The 21,745-nt window shown below is 32.0% G+C and carries 18 protein-coding genes; 16 read left to right on the forward strand and 2 right to left on the reverse strand.

What is annotated here, in order from left to right; translation table 11 throughout:
• Positions 1-12: 12 nt before the first annotated feature.
• The 16 genes from MWU78_RS15445 (at position 13) to MWU78_RS15520 (ending at position 18,759) form a co-directional block, all read left to right on the forward strand.
• A complete protein-coding gene (locus tag MWU78_RS15445) occupies positions 13-1,536 on the forward strand; it encodes a lipopolysaccharide biosynthesis protein (RefSeq protein ID WP_246999338.1) in 1,524 nt (507 codons plus the stop codon).
• Positions 1,529-2,638, forward strand: coding sequence for a glycosyltransferase family 4 protein (locus MWU78_RS15450; protein WP_246999340.1), 1,110 nt, complete (start codon positions 1,529-1,531; stop codon positions 2,636-2,638). The genes MWU78_RS15445 and MWU78_RS15450 overlap by 8 nt, the downstream gene beginning before the upstream one ends.
• 420 nt (positions 2,639-3,058) lie before the next feature.
• Positions 3,059-4,000 (forward strand): O-antigen ligase family protein, encoded by a 942-nt coding sequence (locus MWU78_RS15455; RefSeq protein ID WP_246999342.1) that lies wholly within the window; start codon positions 3,059-3,061, stop codon positions 3,998-4,000.
• Positions 3,988-5,079: a glycosyltransferase gene (locus MWU78_RS15460; protein WP_246999344.1), complete on the forward strand. Its 1,092-nt coding sequence runs from the start codon at positions 3,988-3,990 to the stop codon at positions 5,077-5,079. The genes MWU78_RS15455 and MWU78_RS15460 overlap by 13 nt, the downstream gene beginning before the upstream one ends.
• A gap of 89 nt (positions 5,080-5,168) precedes the next feature.
• Positions 5,169-6,248 (forward strand): glycosyltransferase, encoded by a 1,080-nt coding sequence (locus MWU78_RS15465; RefSeq protein WP_246999346.1) that lies wholly within the window; start codon positions 5,169-5,171, stop codon positions 6,246-6,248.
• Positions 6,249-6,542: 294 nt separating this feature from the next.
• Positions 6,543-7,685, forward strand: a complete 1,143-nt coding sequence (locus MWU78_RS15470; protein WP_246999348.1) for a glycosyltransferase family 4 protein — start codon at positions 6,543-6,545, stop codon at positions 7,683-7,685.
• A 2-nt stretch (positions 7,686-7,687) separates the two neighbouring features.
• A complete protein-coding gene (locus tag MWU78_RS15475) occupies positions 7,688-8,290 on the forward strand; it encodes a sugar transferase (RefSeq protein WP_246999350.1) in 603 nt (200 codons plus the stop codon).
• A gap of 7 nt (positions 8,291-8,297) precedes the next feature.
• Complete coding sequence (locus MWU78_RS15480) at positions 8,298-9,317, forward strand: glycosyltransferase (protein WP_246999352.1); 1,020 nt, start codon at positions 8,298-8,300, stop codon at positions 9,315-9,317.
• Complete coding sequence (locus MWU78_RS15485; protein WP_246999353.1) at positions 9,314-10,282, forward strand: ATP-grasp domain-containing protein; 969 nt, start codon at positions 9,314-9,316, stop codon at positions 10,280-10,282. The genes MWU78_RS15480 and MWU78_RS15485 overlap by 4 nt, the downstream gene beginning before the upstream one ends.
• Complete coding sequence (locus MWU78_RS15490; RefSeq protein ID WP_246999354.1) at positions 10,266-10,922, forward strand: HAD family hydrolase; 657 nt, start codon at positions 10,266-10,268, stop codon at positions 10,920-10,922. Before MWU78_RS15485 ends, MWU78_RS15490 begins: the two co-directional genes overlap by 17 nt.
• Before the next feature lie 99 nt (positions 10,923-11,021).
• Positions 11,022-12,077 (forward strand): peptidoglycan bridge formation glycyltransferase FemA/FemB family protein, encoded by a 1,056-nt coding sequence (locus MWU78_RS15495; protein WP_246999355.1) that lies wholly within the window; start codon positions 11,022-11,024, stop codon positions 12,075-12,077.
• Positions 12,074-13,312, forward strand: coding sequence for a GNAT family N-acetyltransferase (locus MWU78_RS15500; RefSeq protein ID WP_246999356.1), 1,239 nt, complete (start codon positions 12,074-12,076; stop codon positions 13,310-13,312). The genes MWU78_RS15495 and MWU78_RS15500 overlap by 4 nt, the downstream gene beginning before the upstream one ends.
• 1,041 nt (positions 13,313-14,353) lie before the next feature.
• Complete coding sequence (locus MWU78_RS15505) at positions 14,354-15,541, forward strand: GNAT family N-acetyltransferase (RefSeq protein WP_246999357.1); 1,188 nt, start codon at positions 14,354-14,356, stop codon at positions 15,539-15,541.
• Positions 15,542-15,844: 303 nt separating this feature from the next.
• Entirely contained in the window at positions 15,845-17,023 is a 1,179-nt protein-coding gene (locus MWU78_RS15510; protein WP_246999358.1) for a GNAT family N-acetyltransferase, read from the forward strand.
• Between the two features lie 132 nt (positions 17,024-17,155).
• Positions 17,156-17,521 (forward strand): hypothetical protein, encoded by a 366-nt coding sequence (locus MWU78_RS15515; RefSeq protein WP_246999359.1) that lies wholly within the window; start codon positions 17,156-17,158, stop codon positions 17,519-17,521.
• A 65-nt stretch (positions 17,522-17,586) separates the two neighbouring features.
• A complete protein-coding gene (locus tag MWU78_RS15520) occupies positions 17,587-18,759 on the forward strand; it encodes a GNAT family N-acetyltransferase (RefSeq protein ID WP_246999361.1) in 1,173 nt (390 codons plus the stop codon).
• A 343-nt stretch (positions 18,760-19,102) separates the two neighbouring features.
• Here the strand turns inward: MWU78_RS15520 and MWU78_RS15525 are convergent, their stop codons facing one another.
• Together MWU78_RS15525 and MWU78_RS15530 are read right to left on the reverse strand one after the other, a co-directional pair.
• Entirely contained in the window at positions 19,103-20,293 is a 1,191-nt protein-coding gene (locus tag MWU78_RS15525) for a GNAT family N-acetyltransferase (protein ID WP_246999363.1), read from the reverse strand.
• A gap of 261 nt (positions 20,294-20,554) precedes the next feature.
• Positions 20,555-21,724 carry an OmpA family protein gene (locus MWU78_RS15530; RefSeq protein ID WP_246999365.1) on the reverse strand — a complete coding sequence of 390 codons (1,170 nt, stop codon included), beginning with the start codon at positions 21,722-21,724 and terminating at the stop codon, positions 20,555-20,557.
• Positions 21,725-21,745: the final 21 nt, after the last annotated feature.

The following is a 21,745-nucleotide window of genomic DNA, read 5'->3' on the forward strand; positions in this document are numbered from 1 at the left end:
ATTATCTGAAATATGAAGAAGGGAAACGAATCCACAACAAAAAAAGGATTAATTGGAGTAATTTGGAACTTTTCCGGATCAATAGCGCAAATATTAATTCAATTGGTAATAGTTGGCGTTTTAGCTCGTTTACTTACACCTCAGGAATTCGGTATAGTTGCGGTCATGATGATTTTAGTTACCTTTTCAGAATTATTTTCACATATGGGAATTGGAAGTGCGCTAATACAACTACCAGTCATAACTCCGAAGCACATTTCCTTGGCGTATACCCTTTCCTTACTCCTTGGTCTTATAATGGGTACCTTATTTTATTTTATTGCACCACAAGTAGGCCTTTTTTTTGAACTAAAAAACGTTGACAATGCTATTAGGTTCTTTGCCATATTTTTTCCTTTAGGAAGTTTCTCCAGTATTACATCTGCCTTATTGACCAGAGAAATGAGGTTCTCAATAATCGTTAAATGTAATATAATCTCCTATGTTTTTGGAACAGGTTTGGTCTCGATTATACTAGCGTATTTCGATTTTGGTTTTTGGTCACTTATTTTAGGCCAATTTGCCGGTTTAGTTCTCGATTTGATTATCATGTTGTATTACAAATTACCCACTTTTTCCATGCGGTTTCGTAAGGAAGTGGTTAAGGATCTATTGTTTTTTGGTTCCGGACATACCCTTGGGACTGTGTTTAACTATTTTGCCGAAAACGCCGACAACATTATTATAGGTAAATCCTTTGGTCCTGTAACTATGGGAGTATATTCCAAAGCCTTCCAACTATTGGCCATCCCCTCGAAATTCTTTGGAAGCATATTTGATAAAGTAATATTTCCTATTTTATCCCAAAAACAGAGTCAAAAAGAAAAATTAACTGCTTTTTATTTATTCAGCACCTCACTTTGTTTTGGTATATTGGCACCAGCCAGTATCTTAATATATATCAATGCTCAATTAATTGTCAATTTATTACTTGGCCCACAATGGGATAACGTAATTCTTCCTTTGAAAATACTAATACTGGGACTAGCATTTAGGTTTGGTTCCAAAATAAATAAAATTTATTTAAAATCCATGGGGCTAATTTACCGCGGGGCTTATTACAATTTTATTTTCGCTGCATTAATGTTTGGATGTTGTTATTTGGGCGGGCTATGGTATGGTATGCCCGGGGTTGCCGGTGGAGTATTTGCTGCCACAGTTTTAAACTATTTTCAAGTAGGGTACAGACTCTATAAAAACTTAAAATTCTCATTAAGTTGGTATGCACTATTGATTATCAAAGCCTTTATATTAAATCTACCCTTTTTATTTATAACATTGATATTAGTATATTTTGGGATAACCTCTATGTGGATCCATTTTACTATTAGTTTAATATTGTACATTCCGGTAATGACATACCTGTTTTTTGCTAAAAGATATATTATTTTTAATGTTCAACATATTCCAATTATAAATCAAATCCTACAAGCCTTCCCCAAAAAAATTCAAAAAATAGTCCTGAGAGCAAATTTTCTAAATAATTACAATGAGTAAAAAAGTGTTATTTATAGCCCCGCGTTTTCATACAAATCAATTTTTTTTAACCAAAAATCTATTGAAGAAAAAAATTGCTGTAGCCTTTTTATCTATTTATCAGGGAGGAAGTGAAAATCATAAATATCTTAAACCAATATTTTCAAAACCATCCATTCTTGTCAATTGGTTTATAAAAAATAAAAAAGATGCGAAAATTCCAAAAAATAGATATTTTTTAAGAAAATATCATCTCAGCTCCTTTAGGCAATGTAAAAGAATTTATAATGAATTTAATCCCGACATAGTAATAATCAGAAATTTACGATTATTAATTTCTATTCAACATTTAATAATTGGTCTAATTCTAAGGAAAAAAATATTCATTTACAGTCTAAATAATTACAGACAAAATATTGGTTTTTCACGAAAATTAGTCGCCAACACTTTAAAATTATTTGGCGTTAAACACTATACCCCTGTCTTTGGAGATGTCTCAAAGCCTGTAATGCCAAACACCTATTACATTCCAATGGTAATGGATAAACTTGTAGTAAAAGAATCGATATTATCAAAAATTTATAATCCCGGGATACAAATTGCAACAGTTGGCAAAATGGTGGAAAGAAAAAAGTTAAGGGAATTGGTGGAGTCGCTTATTAGAATAAAATTCTTTGACAATAGGGAAAATAAACTTATAATTATTTCCGAATGTATTGGGGAAAAGCACGAACAATATTTGGATACCATCCCTAAAAAGGAGAATCAAATTATTTTTCATCTAAATATTAAACATGAAATAGTTTTTAAATTGTATGAAAGCTCTGATTTATTTATTCTTCCCAGCTTCAACGAACCTGCCGGCACCTCACTTGTAGAGGCACTTGCATCAGGCTTAGCGGTAGTATGTTCAGACACTAATGGCACCAAAGGATATATTGACGAAGGGATAAATGGTCATGTTTTTAAATCAACAGAGGATTTTTATGATTTAGATATGGTTTTATCAAAAATAATGGATAAAAACCTGCTCATAAATTATGGAATGGAAAGCTTAAGAATAATAGAAGAAAATCATAGTATAGATAAATTTTACGATTTAGTAATAAATAATGGATATTAAATGAGGTTAGTTTATATCTTAATTGCCATATTACTAGCTTTAGATAACGTTTTTATAAACTTTAAAGTTAGCGGCATCAGCTATGACCGGCTATTGGAAATTTTGTTGTTTTTTTATTTTTTCAAATTCTATTTAATAGAAATTCAAATGAATCCATTTTTTAAAAAATGGAATATCTTGCTATTGCTATTTGCCTTGGTGCAATTATTGATAAACTTTAAATTGGCTATTTCTGGCAAAATTGAATTTGATGTCATTTATACTGATTTCATTAAATGTTTTTCTTTTCTTGTATTTTCCTTTTTATTCATACTCATTGCCAAAAAAAATATAAAATATATCAATGTTATCATATTCACTCATCTCTTAATCTGTGTTTTTTCCTTATTACAGCATCCAATATCACCAATTGCATCGCAAATGCACGACATTAAAAAAGGATTATATTCAAACATAGAGGCATCTGGTGCATCGGGCGCTTTAGACACAGAGGAAGCCTATATTTCCGGTGGTTTTGAAAATCGGTTTAGACTGTCCGGCCCCTTTCGTTCATCTATAAGCTTTTCCTATTTTGCTATAACAAGCTTTATCTTGACCCTCTATATGTATTTAAGATCAAAGAGAAAGGTATATTTATATTATTTAGGTCTTCTGTTCATTGCTTCCATTCTTAGCCAAACAAGGTCTCTCCTACTTGCAGAAATTTGTCTTGTGTTTGGATTTCTTTTTTTTGCCCCATTTAAGAATCATGGATTATATAAGCTCATAATATTTTGTTTTGCAGTTCTTTCCCTTGCACTATTGTTTGCAACCAAAGATTTTCTATCCAACGGTGGCAATAGTAGAATAACATCTGTAAGCTCTGAGGGAGAAAGCGACATTAGACCATGGTTATGGTTTACCGGTGTATACGCAGTTATAAATTATCCATTGGGGATAACAAAGGAAGACTATACGGAAGCCAAAATGCAAATTTATAGACAGAACGGTAAATCTGGGATACTACATTTATCAGCTCATAACGGATTGATCAATATTGGATTTCACTATTCTTTTGTAGGCTATATATTATTCTTTTTTTTAATTAAATTCTTACTTAAAAATATAAACCTATTAAATCCGGAGTATGCGGTTTTCTTTAGACTTGTACTTCTGGCTTATCTTATTCACAGTTCCTTTCACAATAATTTTATATTAAATGCAGACTATCCTTTTCTTATGGTATTGATGCTCATTTCCGTTGATTATTTTCATTTTAGACCAAATAAAAATTCATTTAACGTAGCAAATAATGAGCAAATTTGGATTGCTAAGAAGATTAGCACCCCCACTCAAAACAGATTTGTACAATGGGCGAATTAAAAATTAAAATACTTTTTATATTACCATCACTTCGGGCAGGTGGGGCGGAAAGGGTAATCTCTTTTATAGCGCAAAACATGGATAAATCTTTATTCGAACCTACCTTATTGGTCATTGGTTTTGAAAAGGACAAAACTTATTCCATAGAAAACGTACATACAATCTTTCTTAATAAGACAAGAGTTCTTGGTGGTATCTATTCGCTTTTTTTGTATATACTAAAATACAAACCAAATATAGTAATGTCTTCTATTACCCACGTAAACATTGTATTGGGAATATTTTCCTTTTTTTTTCCGATAATCAAATTTATTGCTAGGGAAGCTAGTGTTGGAGGGAATAGGGTTGTTTCTAAATCTTTAAAAAATGCATTGCTAATTACCATATCCAAAATAGCCTATCCTAGGCTAAATAAAATAATTTGTCAATCCAAGGACATGAGGATTGATCTGCTTAATAATTATAAACTCTCCCCTGAAAAGGTTTTAATTATAAATAATCCTATAACGAATTTTAAAGATGTTTCCTCTATAGCCAAACCAAGAGATAAAAATAGTTGTGTGAGATATATTACAATCGGCAGATTAGTTGAAGTAAAAGGGCATTTGAGAATATTAAAGGCGTTATCAAAAATATCATTTGATTATTCCTATACTATTATAGGAGAAGGGCCACTAAAAGATGACATATTCAAGGCTATAATAGATTATGGAATTCAAGATAAAATTATTTATATCCCATTTACGAGTGAAGTGTCCAAATATTTAATGGAAAGTGATCTTTTTCTACAAGGTTCTTTTGTTGAGGGATTCCCTAATGCCGTTTTAGAAAGCTGTGCGGTTGGCACTCCGGTATTAGCATTCAATGCTCCTGGGGGAACTAAAGAAATAATTGAAGATTTTGTAAATGGATTCATCGTAAATAATGAAACCGAATTCTTCACAAAGTTAAATGAGAAACAAAATTGGAACCCCTCTCTAATTAAAAATCATGTATTTCAAAAATTTAGCAAGGATAAAATAATGGAAAGCTATTCCAATTTATTCTTAGAGGTCTTAACCAATTCTGCCCGTTCTTAAGTGGACTCCACTAGTATCGAAAACACTATAAACTTAGGATCTTATTAGTTTCAAAAATAAATTTACCCAACCTAACAAATAGAGCATATATGAAAATACTTATTTTATTACCTACCGATTCTATGGGAGGGGCCGAACAATATTTGCAAATGATCGCTACATTCCATAAAGAAGCTTCTGTAGAAATATATTTTCTTCACACCTCTGCACAAAAATCATGGAAAGATTCCAAGAAGCATATCCAACTTATTTATCCCAAAAGCAGGAGTAAGTTTTTAAATGTTTTGAGGTTTGTTTTTGACGCTAAATATAGAACAAGAAAAAAATATGACTATATTTTCACTTCTCACGTATACACTACTGGTATAGTGGGGATTATGTTACGATTAAATCTATTAAATACTAAAAATTTTGTCGCAAGAGAATCCACCTCTATATTCCTTAGATTTAAAGGCATAAAACTCCTTTCCTATAAAATCTTTTATTGGATGGCCTATAAGAAAGTAGACCTATTAATTTGCCAAACTCAATTAATGAAAAATCAACTAATCGACGGTTTTGCAGGAATAGATAGAATCACCAACCTAAAGGTTATTCCAAATCCTATTGATTTTCCACTGATAAAGGAACGGGAGAATAATCCAATTAATGAAACATTACCAAATAATTATATAATTTCTGCAGGAAGGTTAATACCAGAAAAGGGATATGATATTCTAATTACTTCATTTGCTGAATTGAAGCACAACTTTCCGCAATTAAAATTAATAATTTTAGGAGATGGATATTTAATAAGTGAATTAAAAAATCTAGTGGCTAAGTTGGCATTGGAGAAAGATGTTTTGTTTAATGGGTTTGTCAATAACGTTTATCCCTATTTCAAAAATGCGTCAGTATGCATTGTATCGTCAAGAATGGAAGGGTTTCCCAATGTGCTGTTGCAAATGATGTCACAAAACTCGCGAGTAGTATCCACAACATGTGCAGGAGGAATTAGTGATATCCCAGGAATTTTCTTAGCGGAACCTAATAACGTAAATTCATTAACCCTAGCAATCCAAGGCGCTCTGACATCCAAATCTGACAAACGTATTGTTTTTGATGAATATTTAAAAAAGCGGGATATATTGAATTTTATGACGACCGTGAAGAAATTTTTAAGCCATTGATTCAGCTGTAAACAGCTGTAACTGTAATCTTAAAAATTAAATAAGACCCTTCATTATCAATGTAATAAACATAACTTCCAATGTTGTGTTTGTGAGAATATTGGCAATAATAAAAGATAAGTCTTTGCCAATTTTAACTTTTTACAAATTCTATAAAGTCAATCAATTAACCAATGGAGCACATAAAAAAAAAACTTATTTTTACGATTATGGAACCTCACTAACAGCATGGCAATCGATATAATTAAAATAACTATTAATAATCAAATTTTAAAGACTTTTCAAAACTGAAAAATGCAAAATCCCAAAATTCTTATCATTTGTTCTTTAGGTAATTCCTTGATTAATTTCAGAGGAGATTTTATTGCCACTCTTATTCAAAATAATTTTGAGGTTTGGTGTGCCGCACCGGAATTCGATGATATTGAAACCATTGATGCCCTTAAAGTGCTTGGAGCAAAAACAATTACCTATACTTTAGAAAGTGATGGCTTAAATCCAATCAAAGATCTACAAAGTATTAAGGATTTGAAGGCTATTATAAAGAAAAATAAAATAGACATTGTATTCCCGTACACCATTAAACCAGTAATATATAGTTCTATAGCTGCAAGAAAATTCAATATCCCAGTCTATTCCTTGATAACGGGTCTGGGATTTACTTTTAGCGGAGTAACATTGAAGGCAAAATTTCTACAATTAATCACGCAATTTCTATATCGTGAAGCTCTTAAAAAAAATGAAGCAGTAATTTTCCAAAATAAGGATGATCAGAATCTTTTCATAGATAAAAAAATAATCACTGAAAAACAAAAATCATATGTAGTTGACGGTTCAGGAATAAATTTAAAAAGATTTAAATTTAGAGTACATAATAGAGATAATGACGACACTATTAAGTTTATTATCATTGGAAGATTAATAAAAGAAAAAGGTGTAGAACTTTTCCTAGAAGCTGCCAAAACATTAAAACAAGAATATCCCAAGGCGGAATTCCACTTAATTGGCAACCCCCCGGATAATAACTCATCCGCTGTTTCAATGGATTATCTGGATTTATTACATAAAGACAAGATTATTCACTATCATGGCCACCAGGATAATGTGATACCCATACTATCGGAAGCGGACGTTTTTGTTTTACCTTCCTATTATAGGGAGGGTGTGCCCAGATCTATTTTAGAAGCACTATCTATAGGTATGCCGATAATTACCACAATGATGCCCGGTTGTAGGGAGACTATTATTCCAGATAAAAATGGCATTTTAATTCCCCCCAAGGAATTAGATCCGTTGACAAATGCAATGAAGTATTTTTTAGATAATCCACAACAAATAGCGATTATGGGGAAAAATAGTAGGGAATTGGCCGAGTCTAAATTTGATGTCGATTTGATCAATTCAAAATTGCTTAAAATTATAAATCCAAAACAGTGAGAATGTATCGAACATATTTAAAAAGAATTCTCGACTTAATTATTGCATCAACCGGTTTTATAATATTACTTCCGGTATTTCTGCTCATTACAGTGTTTCTTTTTTTTACCAACAATGGCGAACCATTTTTTTACCAAACAAGACCTGGAAAGGATGAAAAACTCTTTAATATTATAAAGTTCAAATCCATGAACGATAAAAAAGATAAAAATGGGGAGTTGTTGCCAGATGAAAAACGCCTCACCAGAATAGGGCTGTTTGTGCGCAAAACTTCTTTGGACGAAATACCTCAATTATTAAATGTAATCAAAGGAGATATGTCACTAATCGGACCAAGGCCATTATTAATTTCATATCTCCCACTTTACAATGCTCAACAACGTAAAAGGCACCTTATCAAACCAGGTATAACAGGCTGGGCTCAGGTCAATGGCAGAAATGCCATATCCTGGCAACAAAAATTTGAATATGACGTTTGGTATGTTGAGAACTGTTCTTTCCTTTTGGATTTTAAAATATTTTGGCTAACGGCCTTAAAGGTTATCAAAAGGGATGGTATCTCTTCCAATACGAGTGCAACTATGGAGTTTTTTACCGGTAACTAAATCAAAAATGAGACTAAGCATCGTTATTCCATGTTATAACATGGAAAAATACCTACCTAAATGCGTTGATAGCCTTTTTGCCCAGGATGTTGACCCCTCTGTGTTTGAAGTCATTATAGTCAATGATGAATCTAAAGATACGACCTACGAAATCGCACTTGCATATCAATTAAAATATCCAAATATCAAGGTTATTGACAAAAAAAATGCCGGAGTTGGCGCAGCGCGTAACTCAGGCTTGGACAAGTCCACTGGCACCTATGTCTATTTTTTGGACCCCGATGACTATTTGGCCAAAAATGTGTTGGGAATGCTTTTAAAAACTATTGAAGAATATAATCTGGATATTTTATGTTTCAATAGTCTAGATGTTGCAGATGACAGCAAACATAATTCTAGTACTAATATTGATTCAATTGAAGCACCGGTAGTAAAGGATGGCATCACTTATATAGCTTCCAATAAATACCGCAATGAAATATGGTGGTTTCTTATCAAAAGAGAGTTTATACTAGACTCCAACATCCGTTTTATTGAGGGAAAATGGATGGAAGATGCAATATTGTCCGCACAATTATTTTGCAAGGCAAAAAAAATGGCCCACCTTGATCTGGACGCACATAGGTATCGTATTTTGCCTACTTCCGCCATGCGTAATAAAAGCCCTGAACATTACAACAAAGTCATTTTTGATAACGCTAATGCTGCCCATTCATTTGACCAACTAATCAAAAGCATCCCAGCCAACCATAAAAATTCCGATGAATGTATTAAACGTTTAAAGACTAGACAACAGTCCTTCGTTTTCTTTCTATTGGTTCGTTTAATGAAATCCGATATTCCCATAAATAAAATTCCAGATATGCTTTTTGGATTTGAAAAAATTGATGCCTACCCCCTTAAAAAATTTCTGGGTAAAGACTATCATGGTTTTAGTTATTCATTTATGGTCTATATCTTTAACCATAAACCTTTAATCAACCCTTTTATCAAAATATTTAGAACTTTTTATAACTTAGCACGATGAATATACTGATAACATCTGCAGGTAGGCGGGTATCCTTGGTAAGAGCCTTCCAGAAGGAAATAAAGAAATTAGTCCCGCATGGGAAGGTATTCGCCGCCGATGCCGACCCTGAGGCATCTGCGGCCTGTCATGTAGCCGATGGTTATATAGAAGTCCCCCTTTTAAATAAACCTGATTATATTGAAAAGATAATTGATTTCTGCAAGGCCAATGGTATTAAATTAATAATCCCAACTATAGATACAGAACTTATGGTATTGGCTCAAAATGAGCAATTGTTTAAAACCAACGATATTCATGTGGTGATTTCTTCTGAAGGGTTTATTCATAAATGTAGGGACAAAAGGATAATCCATGATTTCTTTGAGTCCAAAGGAGTGGCTAGAGCCAAGGAATACACCAAGGATAACTATAGTCTTCCATTGTACATTAAACCTTTGGATGGGAGCCGTAGTGTTGATAACTACATCATTAAATCCAAATCTGAATTAAGGGAGTATCATTTTAAAAATGATAAATTAATGTTCTTAGAATATTTAGACCACAATGAATATGAGGAGTTTACCTGTGATCTTTACTATGACAAGAAAAATATCCTAAAATGTGTGGTGCCTAGAAAACGGATTGAAGTACGGGATGGAGAAGTCAATAAAGCACTTACTTTATATAATGAACTAGTGCCCTATATTAGAGAACACCTGAACTATATTGAAGGGGCAAGAGGTTGTTTGACCTCACAATTCTTTAAACACAAGAATAACAATAATATTTATGGTATAGAAATAAACCCTAGGTTTGGTGGTGGATTTCCCCTCTCCTATCTAGCCGGAGCCAATTTTCCCAAATGGATTATTCAAGAGTATCTCTTTGACCTAGAGATCAAAGAAAGCTTTGATGTATGGGAAAGCAACTTATTAATGATTAGATATGATGACGAAATCTTAGTTCATGGATATCAAGGTTGACAATAAAACCATTATCGTATTCGATTTGGATGACACTCTCTACAATGAAATTGAATTTCTAAAATCGGCGTACAGGGAAATTGCCCAAAATTTGGAAAAAGAGAACTGGCATAGTCTTTATATAAAAATGTTCTCCTTATATAGAAATAAAATGGATGTTTTTGAGTTTATACATAAGCATTACAAGGTATCTAAGTCAACTTTAATTACGGAATACAGGGAACACAAACCGGACATTGAATTATTTGAAGGAGTTTTGGAAACCTTACAAAACATTAAAAAAAACAAAGGTAAAATTGGCTTAATAACCGACGGGAGACAAAAGACACAAACTAACAAAATAGAGGCTCTTGATCTTACTTCCTTTTTGGATTGTATCGTTATTTCGCAAGAAATTGGCACCGAGAAACCTAATCTAAATAATTACAAAATTTTAGAATCGACCTTCGGTAAAGGTACATACTATTATATAGCGGACAATTTAAAAAAAGATTTTATAACTCCCAATGCTCTGGGATGGAACACCATTGGCATAATGGACAATGGATTAAACATCCATAACGATGCCTACTTATATCAAGCAGAAAAATATCCCCCAAAAGTATTTTTATCCTCTTTCTTGGAACTAACAATCACATGAGGTAAGAATAATAATTACATTGATTTTAAAGCCAACCTGGAATACCAGTTGAACAGAGATCGATACAGCTAAACTTGGACGAATAAATATTTAATGCACATGATAGAAACCATAATCAACAAAAAAGACTGGAATGCTATACTAAAGACTGTAGATTTTTACGACTTTTATCATACCTACGAATACCATCAGATATCCAAAAAAGAAGGAGAATGCCCTACTCTAATCACGTATACAGAAAACGATAAGATCATTGCTCTCCCATTAGTTCTTCGTAGGGTACCGGATACCCGATATGAGGACTTCACCTCTGTATATGGATATGCCGGACCCGTTACAAAAAACATTGATGATAACTTTGACAATTCCCGGTTCATCAAGGAATTCAGAAAATATTTAATCGATAATAATATTATTTCCGTCTTCTCCAGGCTAAATCCTTTTATTCCCTACCAAGATATATGCTTAAATACTTTTGGCGAAATATCCGCCCTAAGCCTTATCGTAAATATAGATGTTACCGATAATTTAGAAAACCAAAGGAAATCATATCACAAAAGGTTGAGGACACATATCAACAAAGCCCGTAGGTATTGTTATGTCAAGGCTGCAGAAACTAAAGATGAAGTACTACAATATATTGATTTGTATTACGACACTATGAAACGGGTAAATGCAAAAAAGAAGTATTTCTTTGAACATGATTATTTCTTTAAACTTTTGGAATCGAAAGATTTTAATACCAGGATACTATTGACCATCGAGAACGAATCCAACAAAGTAATCGCCGGAGCCATGTTCATTGAAACCAATAAAATTGTTCAATACCATCTTTCTGGCTCGGATATTTCATATATGCATTTATATCCTATAAAGCTATTGATCGATGAAATGAGAATTATTTCTACTCAAGAAAACTGTAAGTTTTTTAATCTTGGCGGAGGGGTAGGCAGCAAAGAGGATTCCCTGTTTTACTTCAAATCAAGTTTTTCAAATGATTTTAAAAATTTCACCATTTGGAAATGTATAAGCGATATTGAAAAGTACGAAGCATTAATTATAGAAAAAAAACAGCCGGATTGTCAGATTTTTGAAAAAAATTGCATCAACTACTTTCCCTGCTACCGTTGTGAGGGCTCAAACCATATATTATGAATAAAAATCCGTTTTCTTCGAAAACGTTTACCACTACTTGGGTTGAACATTTTAGATCATTGACCCAAATATTGACATTCCATTTTATAAACGGAATCAGCTTTTTTAAACATCCCTTTTTACCCCTATATACCAACGTAGGTAGATATATGACCAAGGGTATATATTATATATTGAAAGAACCCCAATCCGATAATTTTGGCAAAAAGGTGTTTCTTATTTATGATATCCCGGTTTATTTTGAAATAAATACAAAAATTGAAAACAAAAATCTAAAACTACATAGGGTAAAACAATATCCTGGATTCCTAATCCGTTTTCAAAACTATTCCGGTTTTGAAAATTATCTCTCCTCAGTTTTTAGTAAAAATAGCAGACAAAAGTTAAATAGATATAAAAAGAGGCTTGAGTTGTGTTTTGATATTTCCTACAAAATTTACTATGGCAATATTAGTAAAGAGGAATATGACGTTATTTTTAGAAGTTTTCATACTCTGTTAACTAAAAGATTTCAAGATAAACAAATAGCAAATAATAACTTAGATCCGAAGGAATGGAATTTTTATTATGAGGTTGTTTATCCCTTGATTTTAGAGAAAAAAGCATCCCTATACGTGATTTACAATAGAGAAACACCAATTAGTGTTAGGCTTAATTACTATTCGGACGAAACGATTTTTGATGCCATTACCGTATTTGATATAGATTATAATAAGTTTCATCTAGGCAAGGTTTCTATTATGAAAATGTTGGAATGGGCATTTGAAAAAAATTATGCTGTCTTTGATTTTTCCAAAGGTTATTATGATTATAAAGAAAGTTGGAGTGATTTCAAGTACGATTTTGAATATCATATTTACTATAATTCCAATTCCCTGGCCTCTTTTACATTGTCAAAATTGCTACAGCTCTTTTATAAAGGCAAGCAATATTTAAGGGAAAAAAACATAAATGAACATCTACACAGATTAACTTATATGTTGGATAATAAAGCATCAAAACCACTTCCTAAATTTACTGTAAATGATATTACTGAAGAATTAATGAAAGAAAACACAGAAATAGAGAAAATTTGTATTGACCAACATAGCTACTTAAAACAAATTGTCTTCGAGTTTTTATTCCTTAACTCGGAATCTCAGAAAGATGTTGCATTATTTATTTCAAAGAACCAACCTAATACTTATTATATCATAGGTGACAAATATAAGAAACAAATTATCATATCAAAATAATGAATAGGACATGAGGTCAAAAAGCATAAATCAACATAATTACTATTCCGATCTCTACGAAAAAAAACTCGTTAACTATGTATATGAAACGATTTGCATCCGCAATGCTTATGAAAGAATCCTTAAATTACAAGCACCAAAAAAATTAATACAAATTTGGGTATCTATGTTTTGGAATTTTTCCCCTCCTCCCTAAAAGGCACATTAAATCAGGAATTAGAGTGTACCAAAAAATTTCAAAAATTAGGTTTTGCAATTAACCTAAATGGAATAAAAAATGTCAAAGATTATCTAGTTCATCAATTTAAAACTACGCAAAGAATAGGGTTATTACAATTCCTGAAAACTTATAGTCCAGTATTTAATTAATGCTTTGCCCCAAATGCTGATAAAACGGTTTGAACAACTTAATGATGGAAACATGATCTTGGAAAATTGGGACTATTACTTGAATACCTTTAGGAGTACAATAAATTGCAAACAAGGTTCATTATTTGTTATTTGCATTGAGAATAAACTGACTGAAATTTACAAACAAGTGTAATGGTGCATTGACAATAATATTATAATTTTTGATATGGGATACGGTAACTTTGAATATAAAAAAAGGTGGTGCAATCGGGAATGCCAATTTGAATACCATCTTTATCGCAATAAAAATGCCATACTTACCAAAACCATTGCTTTTGCAATTAAGAAATTCATTACCCTAAAACAGTTCTTAAGGGAAAAAAAACTGACGGACAAGATTTACAAACTAAGCTTCCTTTTAAAAGGTATAAAAAATAAGGGTACTCTAAATATTAGTTATGAATTTTCCGAATTAAATCAGGAATTGGAGGAACTTGATTTAGCTAATATTGATTTCAAGCTCCCTCCCATTACCTTTTTAAAATCTATAATATTTGATTTTTTGTACTTTAATAATGGAAAATTAGTGAATATAAGAGTTCAACAAGCTAAAAATAACCAGTCAAACTTTATTATCGAGGGGAAATCCACCACCCGAACCGCCACAATAAAAAACTTGTACCAAAAATAATGAGCTTAGTTACTGTAAAAAAACACAAATTTAATAACGACTTTTTTGAAACAAGGTTAGTTTATCCATTCTACACCAATGTTGCTAATAGGAGTAATCAACAAAACTATGTAAATCCCAATCAGACCATAGGTCCTGAATTGGGCTCGACTATTCATATTGTAAACTACATCAACCCCTACTTTCAATTATCCTTAAATGATTCCAAAATACCTCTAAAATCCTTTATTTTCAGTCAATCGATTGGTTTTGCAGTTAATTTAAGTGACTTTTCCAATGTTGATGAATATATGAATTTTAAAATGAGCTCTAAAGGAAGGAAGAATATGAGGAGCTCTTTAAGGCGACTGGAAACTTGTTTTAACATTCGGTATCAAATGTACTATGGAGAAATAACCTTGCCTAATTATGAGTATTTATTTAAAAAATTACACTCCTTCATCATCCATCGATTTGAAGAACGAGGTGACAAACATGAAGCATTGAACCATTGGGATATTCTTAAAAAAAATACCTATTCAATGATTCTTACTAAAAAAGCCTCCTTATTTGTAATATATGATGGGGATATCCCAATTGATATTTGTCTAAACTATCACCACCAGAATATACTGGACAATGCAATAACATCTTTTGATATAAATTACTCCAAATTTAGATTAGGTTATATCGATATTTTTAAGCAATTGGAATGGTGTTTTGAAAATGGCTTTCAAATTTTCGATATGGGGATAGGGGATTTTGAAATTAAAAGGTGGTGGAGCAATGAAGTCTATGAATTTGACACCCAAATATTATACAATAATTCCCGCTTTGTTCATAAAATGATGGCTTTTGGAATAATGCAATTTCTCAAATCAAAAGCATTTTTAAAGGAGAAAAATGTACATTTAATTTATCATAAATTTAGAAGGTTACTTAAGAATGAATTGCAACCTGATTCCAATGAATCAAAGGACTTATTTGAAGTAAAACCACTCGAAACCAGGCCAAAAAGGGAAGACCTCCATGAAATTGATTATCGGGCGGATAAATTTGATTTTTTAAGAAGAGAAATTTATGACTTCCAATATAGTAATTTCGAGCCTTCCCAAAATATTAAAGTGTACAATCTTAAAAACTTCCAGGATATTTTCATCATTAGTGGAAAAAATAAAACTCATCAAGTTAAATTACTCCAAGAATAACTAAACATGTCAACCAAAATATATTCAAGAACTCATTCCTTTACGGCCCTCCTCGGAAAAAGAGAATACCTAGATCATACTACTTTAATTAAAAATGTAAACAATATTCATGGGTATGTTAAACCTCAATTCAAATCTAACTATAACGCCATTAAAAATGATTTTGCTCAATTATAATCGTTTTTAATATCCGCCATGAAACATGGTATGTTTATTTTGTGTTAACGATGCATGTTAAACACACGAACTATTTACAGTAGCAGGTTAAACCCTAGAAGCAACAACCAAAACAAACATTAACCAATGAGAATAAAAAAAATAAATAAGGGAAATTTTTATTTACACTTGTTCGAAAAAAACATGGTTCCAGAAGTGTACAACAACATAAACTTGACCTATAACAAAAAAACTATTTTTAATAATTCGGAAATTGACCAATTTTATAAAATATCCACTATTAATGTATGGGAATATTTCCCGACCTATCTTACAGCCACAACACTTCCAAAGCTACATTGTAGCAAAGTTTTTCAAAAATTAGGTTTTGCAATCAATTTAGAAGGCTATAACGATGCCCTTACATACCTTAAAGAACAATTTAAAAGTACTCAGAGGAAAACCTTTTTAAGGTCATTAAACAGACTTGAAACCAGTTTTAAGATAACCTACAAAACTTTTTATGGCCATATCTCTACCGAGGAATACAATTCCCTTATGCAGGCCTTACACCAAATGTTGTCTAAACGCTTTCAACAACGAAGGGATAGAAATAAAGCCCTGGAAAATTGGGATTATTATGCAAATAGTTTTCTGTCGATGATTAACGAAAAAAAAGGATCCCTTTTTGTAATATACAATGGTGAGGAACCTATTGAAATTTCAATGAATTTTCATTATGACAATATTCTATATAGCGCTATAAGTTCGTTTGATTTGGATTATTCCAAATTTAGTTTGGGCAATATTGAAATTTATAAGCAATTGGATTGGTGTATTGCCAATAGCATTGATATTTTTGACATGGGATTTGGAGATTTTGACTATAAAAGAAGATGGAGTAATCTAATCTATAATTTTGAAAATCATATTATATCTTCTCCCAAGAATAGATTATCCCATGTTTATGCCGCCTATGTAAAAAATAAATATGCCTTCACCAATTATTTCCTATCTAGTGGTTTTATTGTTCATTATAGAAAATTAAGGATGTTTTTAAAAGATGGGAAGGGCTCTGAACAATTTGCTCAAACCGATTATGAGATAGAAGTTGTAGACAAGGAGCCCAATTTTGATCTACAGGAAAATAACATATCACCAGATACGGAAGAGCATAGCTTTCTTCGAAAACCTTTAATGGACTTCCTTTATTCCTATAAGGAAAACTATGATTTGGTTTCCATTTATAAAATCCCGTTGGAAACCGATTCCTACTTGATAAAAGGGGAAAATTATGCGATTAAAATAAGGTTCAAGAATAGTTGATCTAGTGTTAAAAAATTGATTTTGGAAAATCAACATCATATGGGCAACAAGAAACTGCATATACTAATTTGGTCATTTCCTACTTATCTTAATTTCGAAAAAAAACATCCCGACAAATTTAAAGGGGTAAAAATGAAGGATAAAAAACTTGATAGCTGTACTATTACATTGGAAAGTTACGATTCCATTGAAAATTACATCAAAAGTAATTTTAGAATTAAATGCAAAACTGGCTTGAACCAGTCTCTTATACGTCTTGAAAATAGTTTTAGAATAAGACCCCAAATGTTTTTTAACGAAATAACAAGAGAGGAAAACCATTCATTAATGACTTCATTAAAGGCTATGTTAAGCTCAAGGTTTTCTCTTAACAAAAAATTCAATTTTGCCATTTTAAAATGGGACTCTATTTACGAAAAAGGGCACGACATGATCAATAAAAAAAAGAATCTTTGTCAGTCATATATGACCATGATGAACCTATCGCTAATTCCTTGAGCTATCATTCTAATGAAATTTTTACGGATTTTCATATACTAACCAGTCTTAAATAAATTGATATTTTGAAGCATACTTTTAATTTTTTTGATCAGATTTTTGAGATTGAAAACGGTCTACCCAACATCTATTCCAATATTTTTTTTGAAAAGGACAATAAATGCTTGTACCCGAGAGAAGTGAATACATCCCAGAATAATGATAGCTCCTTTCACAAATTATACAATGTACAGTTTGTACCCGATTATATGGTTCCCAAACTAACACATCCAGATCGTTTTAATGTTAAAAAAGTAAGTCACGTAAAAGGTTATGCGGCACATCTCTCCGATTTTTCTGATGTAGACTCCTATTTAAAAAACCAATTTAGGTCCAATGCCAAATCTATAAGGAGATATGTGAATCGCTTAGAGACCTGTTTCAACATAAACTATAAACTTTATTTTGGACATATTGATAGACTGGAATACGAGTTTATTATGAATACCTTGGAAAAAATGAAGGAAAATCGGTTTGGCCAACGGGATGACCAAGACGAAAGTTTAGCCTATTGGGACTATACCTTTAAGATAACTTTCGATTTAATAAACAATAAACGAGCATCATTATTTGTAATATATGATGAACAAAAACCGATAGAAATATCCCTAAATTATCATTTTAATGGAATTCTATACAGCTCCAACTCCTCCTATGATATAGACTATTCTAAATTTGGACTTGGTCATGTGGAAATCTACAAACAAATTGAATGGTGTATAGCCAATGATTATCTAATATTTGAAATGGGAAGAGGTGACTTGGACTATAAACGAAGATGGAGCAATCTAATATACAATTTTGAGTATCACTTGGTTTATCAAAAAAGGTGCATTTGGGCAAAGTTGTACGCCTGTGTAATGGAAAATCTACTAAAACTAAAGGTATATCTTAAATCTAAAAATATTCATAAATATGTATTAAGGGCCAAAAAACTTTTATCTAGTAGAAATCACAATAAAGCTGAAGATTCAATAACGTTTAAAACTTCACCTATAGATGACAAGATATCCCTTCCAGGTCTTAAACCAATTGATTTCTCAAATGCTCCTTATTCTTTCTTGAAAAAGTCTATTTTTGATTTTTTATATTCAAGTTCCGAACACGTTACCAATATTGAAGTATTCGAAGTTGAAAATGAAGATTTTTTCATAGTTAAAGGGAAACATAAGAAAATAAAAATTGTAAAGGAATTATAAATTTATGCCATTACAATAATTAACTTTATGTTCGGTTAATTTTTGTATATCATATTTATTTAACCCCCTTTGTAGGTTTCCCTGAAACCTATGTTTTTATGGTAACCTACATAGCCTTTTTACAAAACCACAAAGTAAGAAGTATACTTAAATCACTACAAACTATACTTTTGCCCCACTTGGATTGGCACTTAATCTAAAAAAAGGAATTTTGGATTCTGCATTTATGTTTATTTGGTAATTTCCAATAACACTTAATTTAATTATCATACGAAGACATAAGCCCACCCAATCATTTAATTGCACTACTAACTAGAATAAAACAAACTTATTTTAGTAAAATCTAATTCCTTTTTACAATTACTTTTTCCTTTTTATTTTTCCCTATAAAAAAATAGGATTCCACCCCATTTTGAGACTTGTAGATGGATACATCATGTATATACTCAAAACTTAAGAATAAATAATCCATAAAGGTCTTCTTTAGAAATGAATATTTGTCATTATCCAATTGAATCAATTCTGCGTCCTCAGGCAAACTAATCTCCAAACTATTATCTCTCTCAACAGAATATTCGTTGGAATATCCTTTAAATAAGCTCTTTTTCCTATTATAAACATAGGCCCTATAAAATTTATTAATTTTCCAATTTTTCAGTATTGGCAGTAATTTGTACATTAAACTTAATTTAAACGCCAAATAATTTGACTTTACTAGAATAGCCATATTTTTGGCATCATAAATTATGTGCTTTTGAAAGGTATAGACTTTATTCCTAAATCGCTCTTTATAATAAAAATCTCCTTTTGACATGTCTATCAAGTCAAATTTATTTTCAATGGCCCATTCTATTACTTTCGTCAGTGCCAAAAAACCTAATTTAAATTTTGAATAATCTATATCATAGGTGACGACATCGATCTCCAATGTATTTTTGCAAATAGAATTTATATAAATGGAAATGGGATCTTTGCCATTATATATCACCAACACACAGGCCTTCTTCTTATTAATTAAATCGAAAGTAATTTGATATCTTTCTTCCCAATAATCCAGCTCCTCCCAATAAGATTCCTTTTGTGCGAGTCGCCTTGTTAGCAATCTTTTGTAGCTTTCGAAAACTGAATCATACTCGGCCCTGGTAATTTGCCCATAATATATCTGATATTCCGGTTTAATGCATAAATCCAGCCTATTTTGGCATCGCTTTAAAGCAGATCTTCTTTGGGGACTAATTTCTTGTTTCAAATATGAATCCAAATTTCCATAATTCCTTAAATTAATGAGCGAGCCTTCATAAGTGTTTATTTTTTTTATTTTGATATCCGCCCCATTGGAGACAACCTCAGATTCCAAGTAATTGGGAACATCATCTATCAAAAAAAGGCTATTTTTCAAATACGCAGAATCAACATATTGTGCGGAATGAAATATATGATCGGTTTCTTGATTTATTAATTTTGAATAAAACAAGGCCACCTTCTCACTGTCCAAAATATCGATGCCGAAATGCAATCTATCCTGTTTTTTCATAATTTATACTTCATGCAATAATATAGTACATTTAATAATTTTATACAATCAAAGTCTACAAATTATAATTCGATTAATAGTTAGGTTGAAATTTACATACGTCTAATGATTCTTTTATTGATTAGTCGAGCATAATACATCATTTACATAACAATATATACCCTAACTATATCCATGTAAATCTCAATTCCCTTACTTAAAATAACGCATGATTTTAAATAAGGGAATTGAGATTTATTTGTTGAATATTGGATTTTATTTTTAGAATTCCATTACCTCAAACTCTGACCTTCTGTTTAGTTTGTGTTTGGATTCCGGACAGTAGGTATTATTATCACAATCGTTCACCAATTGTGTCTCCCCAAAACCTTCCCCAGTTAACCTAGAGGCATCTATTCCCTTCTTCGCTATTAAATAATCCAGGGTTTGCTTAACCCTCTTCTCAGATAGCCATTGGTTATACTTTTCAGCTCCTCTTGAATCTGCATGTGCACCAACTTTCAGTGTCAAGGCCGGATTTTCTTCCATTAACGCAGCCAACTTGTCCAACAATTCCTGATAAGGCTTGCTCAAGTAAGAAGAGTTTAGACTAAAGTATACATTACCCAGATCTTTGATTTTATTTTCCAACTCTGTCCTTCTTCTGTTTTCCGCATCTATTCTAGCCTTTTCTTCTGCAGCCAAACGTGCCTTCTCCTTTTCTTGGGCCAAACGCTCTGCCATAAGTCTGGCCTCTTCCTCTGCCTTTTTAGCAGCTGCAATAGAATCGGAAACCCTTTGGTTTTCCTCGATCAAAGCCAACTTCTCAAGTCCTTTTTTGGACAGTTCCTTTTCTATTCCAAACCTATATACTACCCCAGCTGAATGTTGTAATTGCTTGGTAGAACCTTCCTCAATACCCCATTTACCCATGGTATTAAAGTTTAAGCCCCAACGGTCGTTGAACCAGGTATTAAATCCAAAACCTGCATTTGCAGTTGCCCTACCCACAGATCCTATGTCACTATAACCGGCACCTACATGTAGAAAAGGATCAAACCATCCTGTTTCGCCCACAATCTTGTTAAGGTCATAACTTATCATACCATCAATAGCATAATAATCCCTTTCAACCAGATTAATTGCTCCATCCACTTTCTTTCCTACATCATATTTATTGTAGGAACCAATTGCCTTAATGCCCAACCCATTTCTAAAAGTCCTTCCTATACTTATGGAGGACGGATAAGGAAGTGCATTCCAGGTATCCTTAATATTTAGAAAATCACCGCCAAATGGTGTGGCCGAATCATCTACAATATTGTAGCCCAATCCCAAAACCCACGAACTGGTTACTACACTGTCTTTAGCAGTTAATTGTAGTTCTTGGGCACTACTGAAATTAAAGGAAATGGCACATAAAAAAGTAATAGCAAACGCGTAGGTTTTCATAGCATTGTAAATTTGGGATTC

The organism is Arenibacter sp. F26102 (genome assembly GCF_023015865.1).
GTDB lineage: Bacteria > Bacteroidota > Bacteroidia > Flavobacteriales > Flavobacteriaceae > Arenibacter.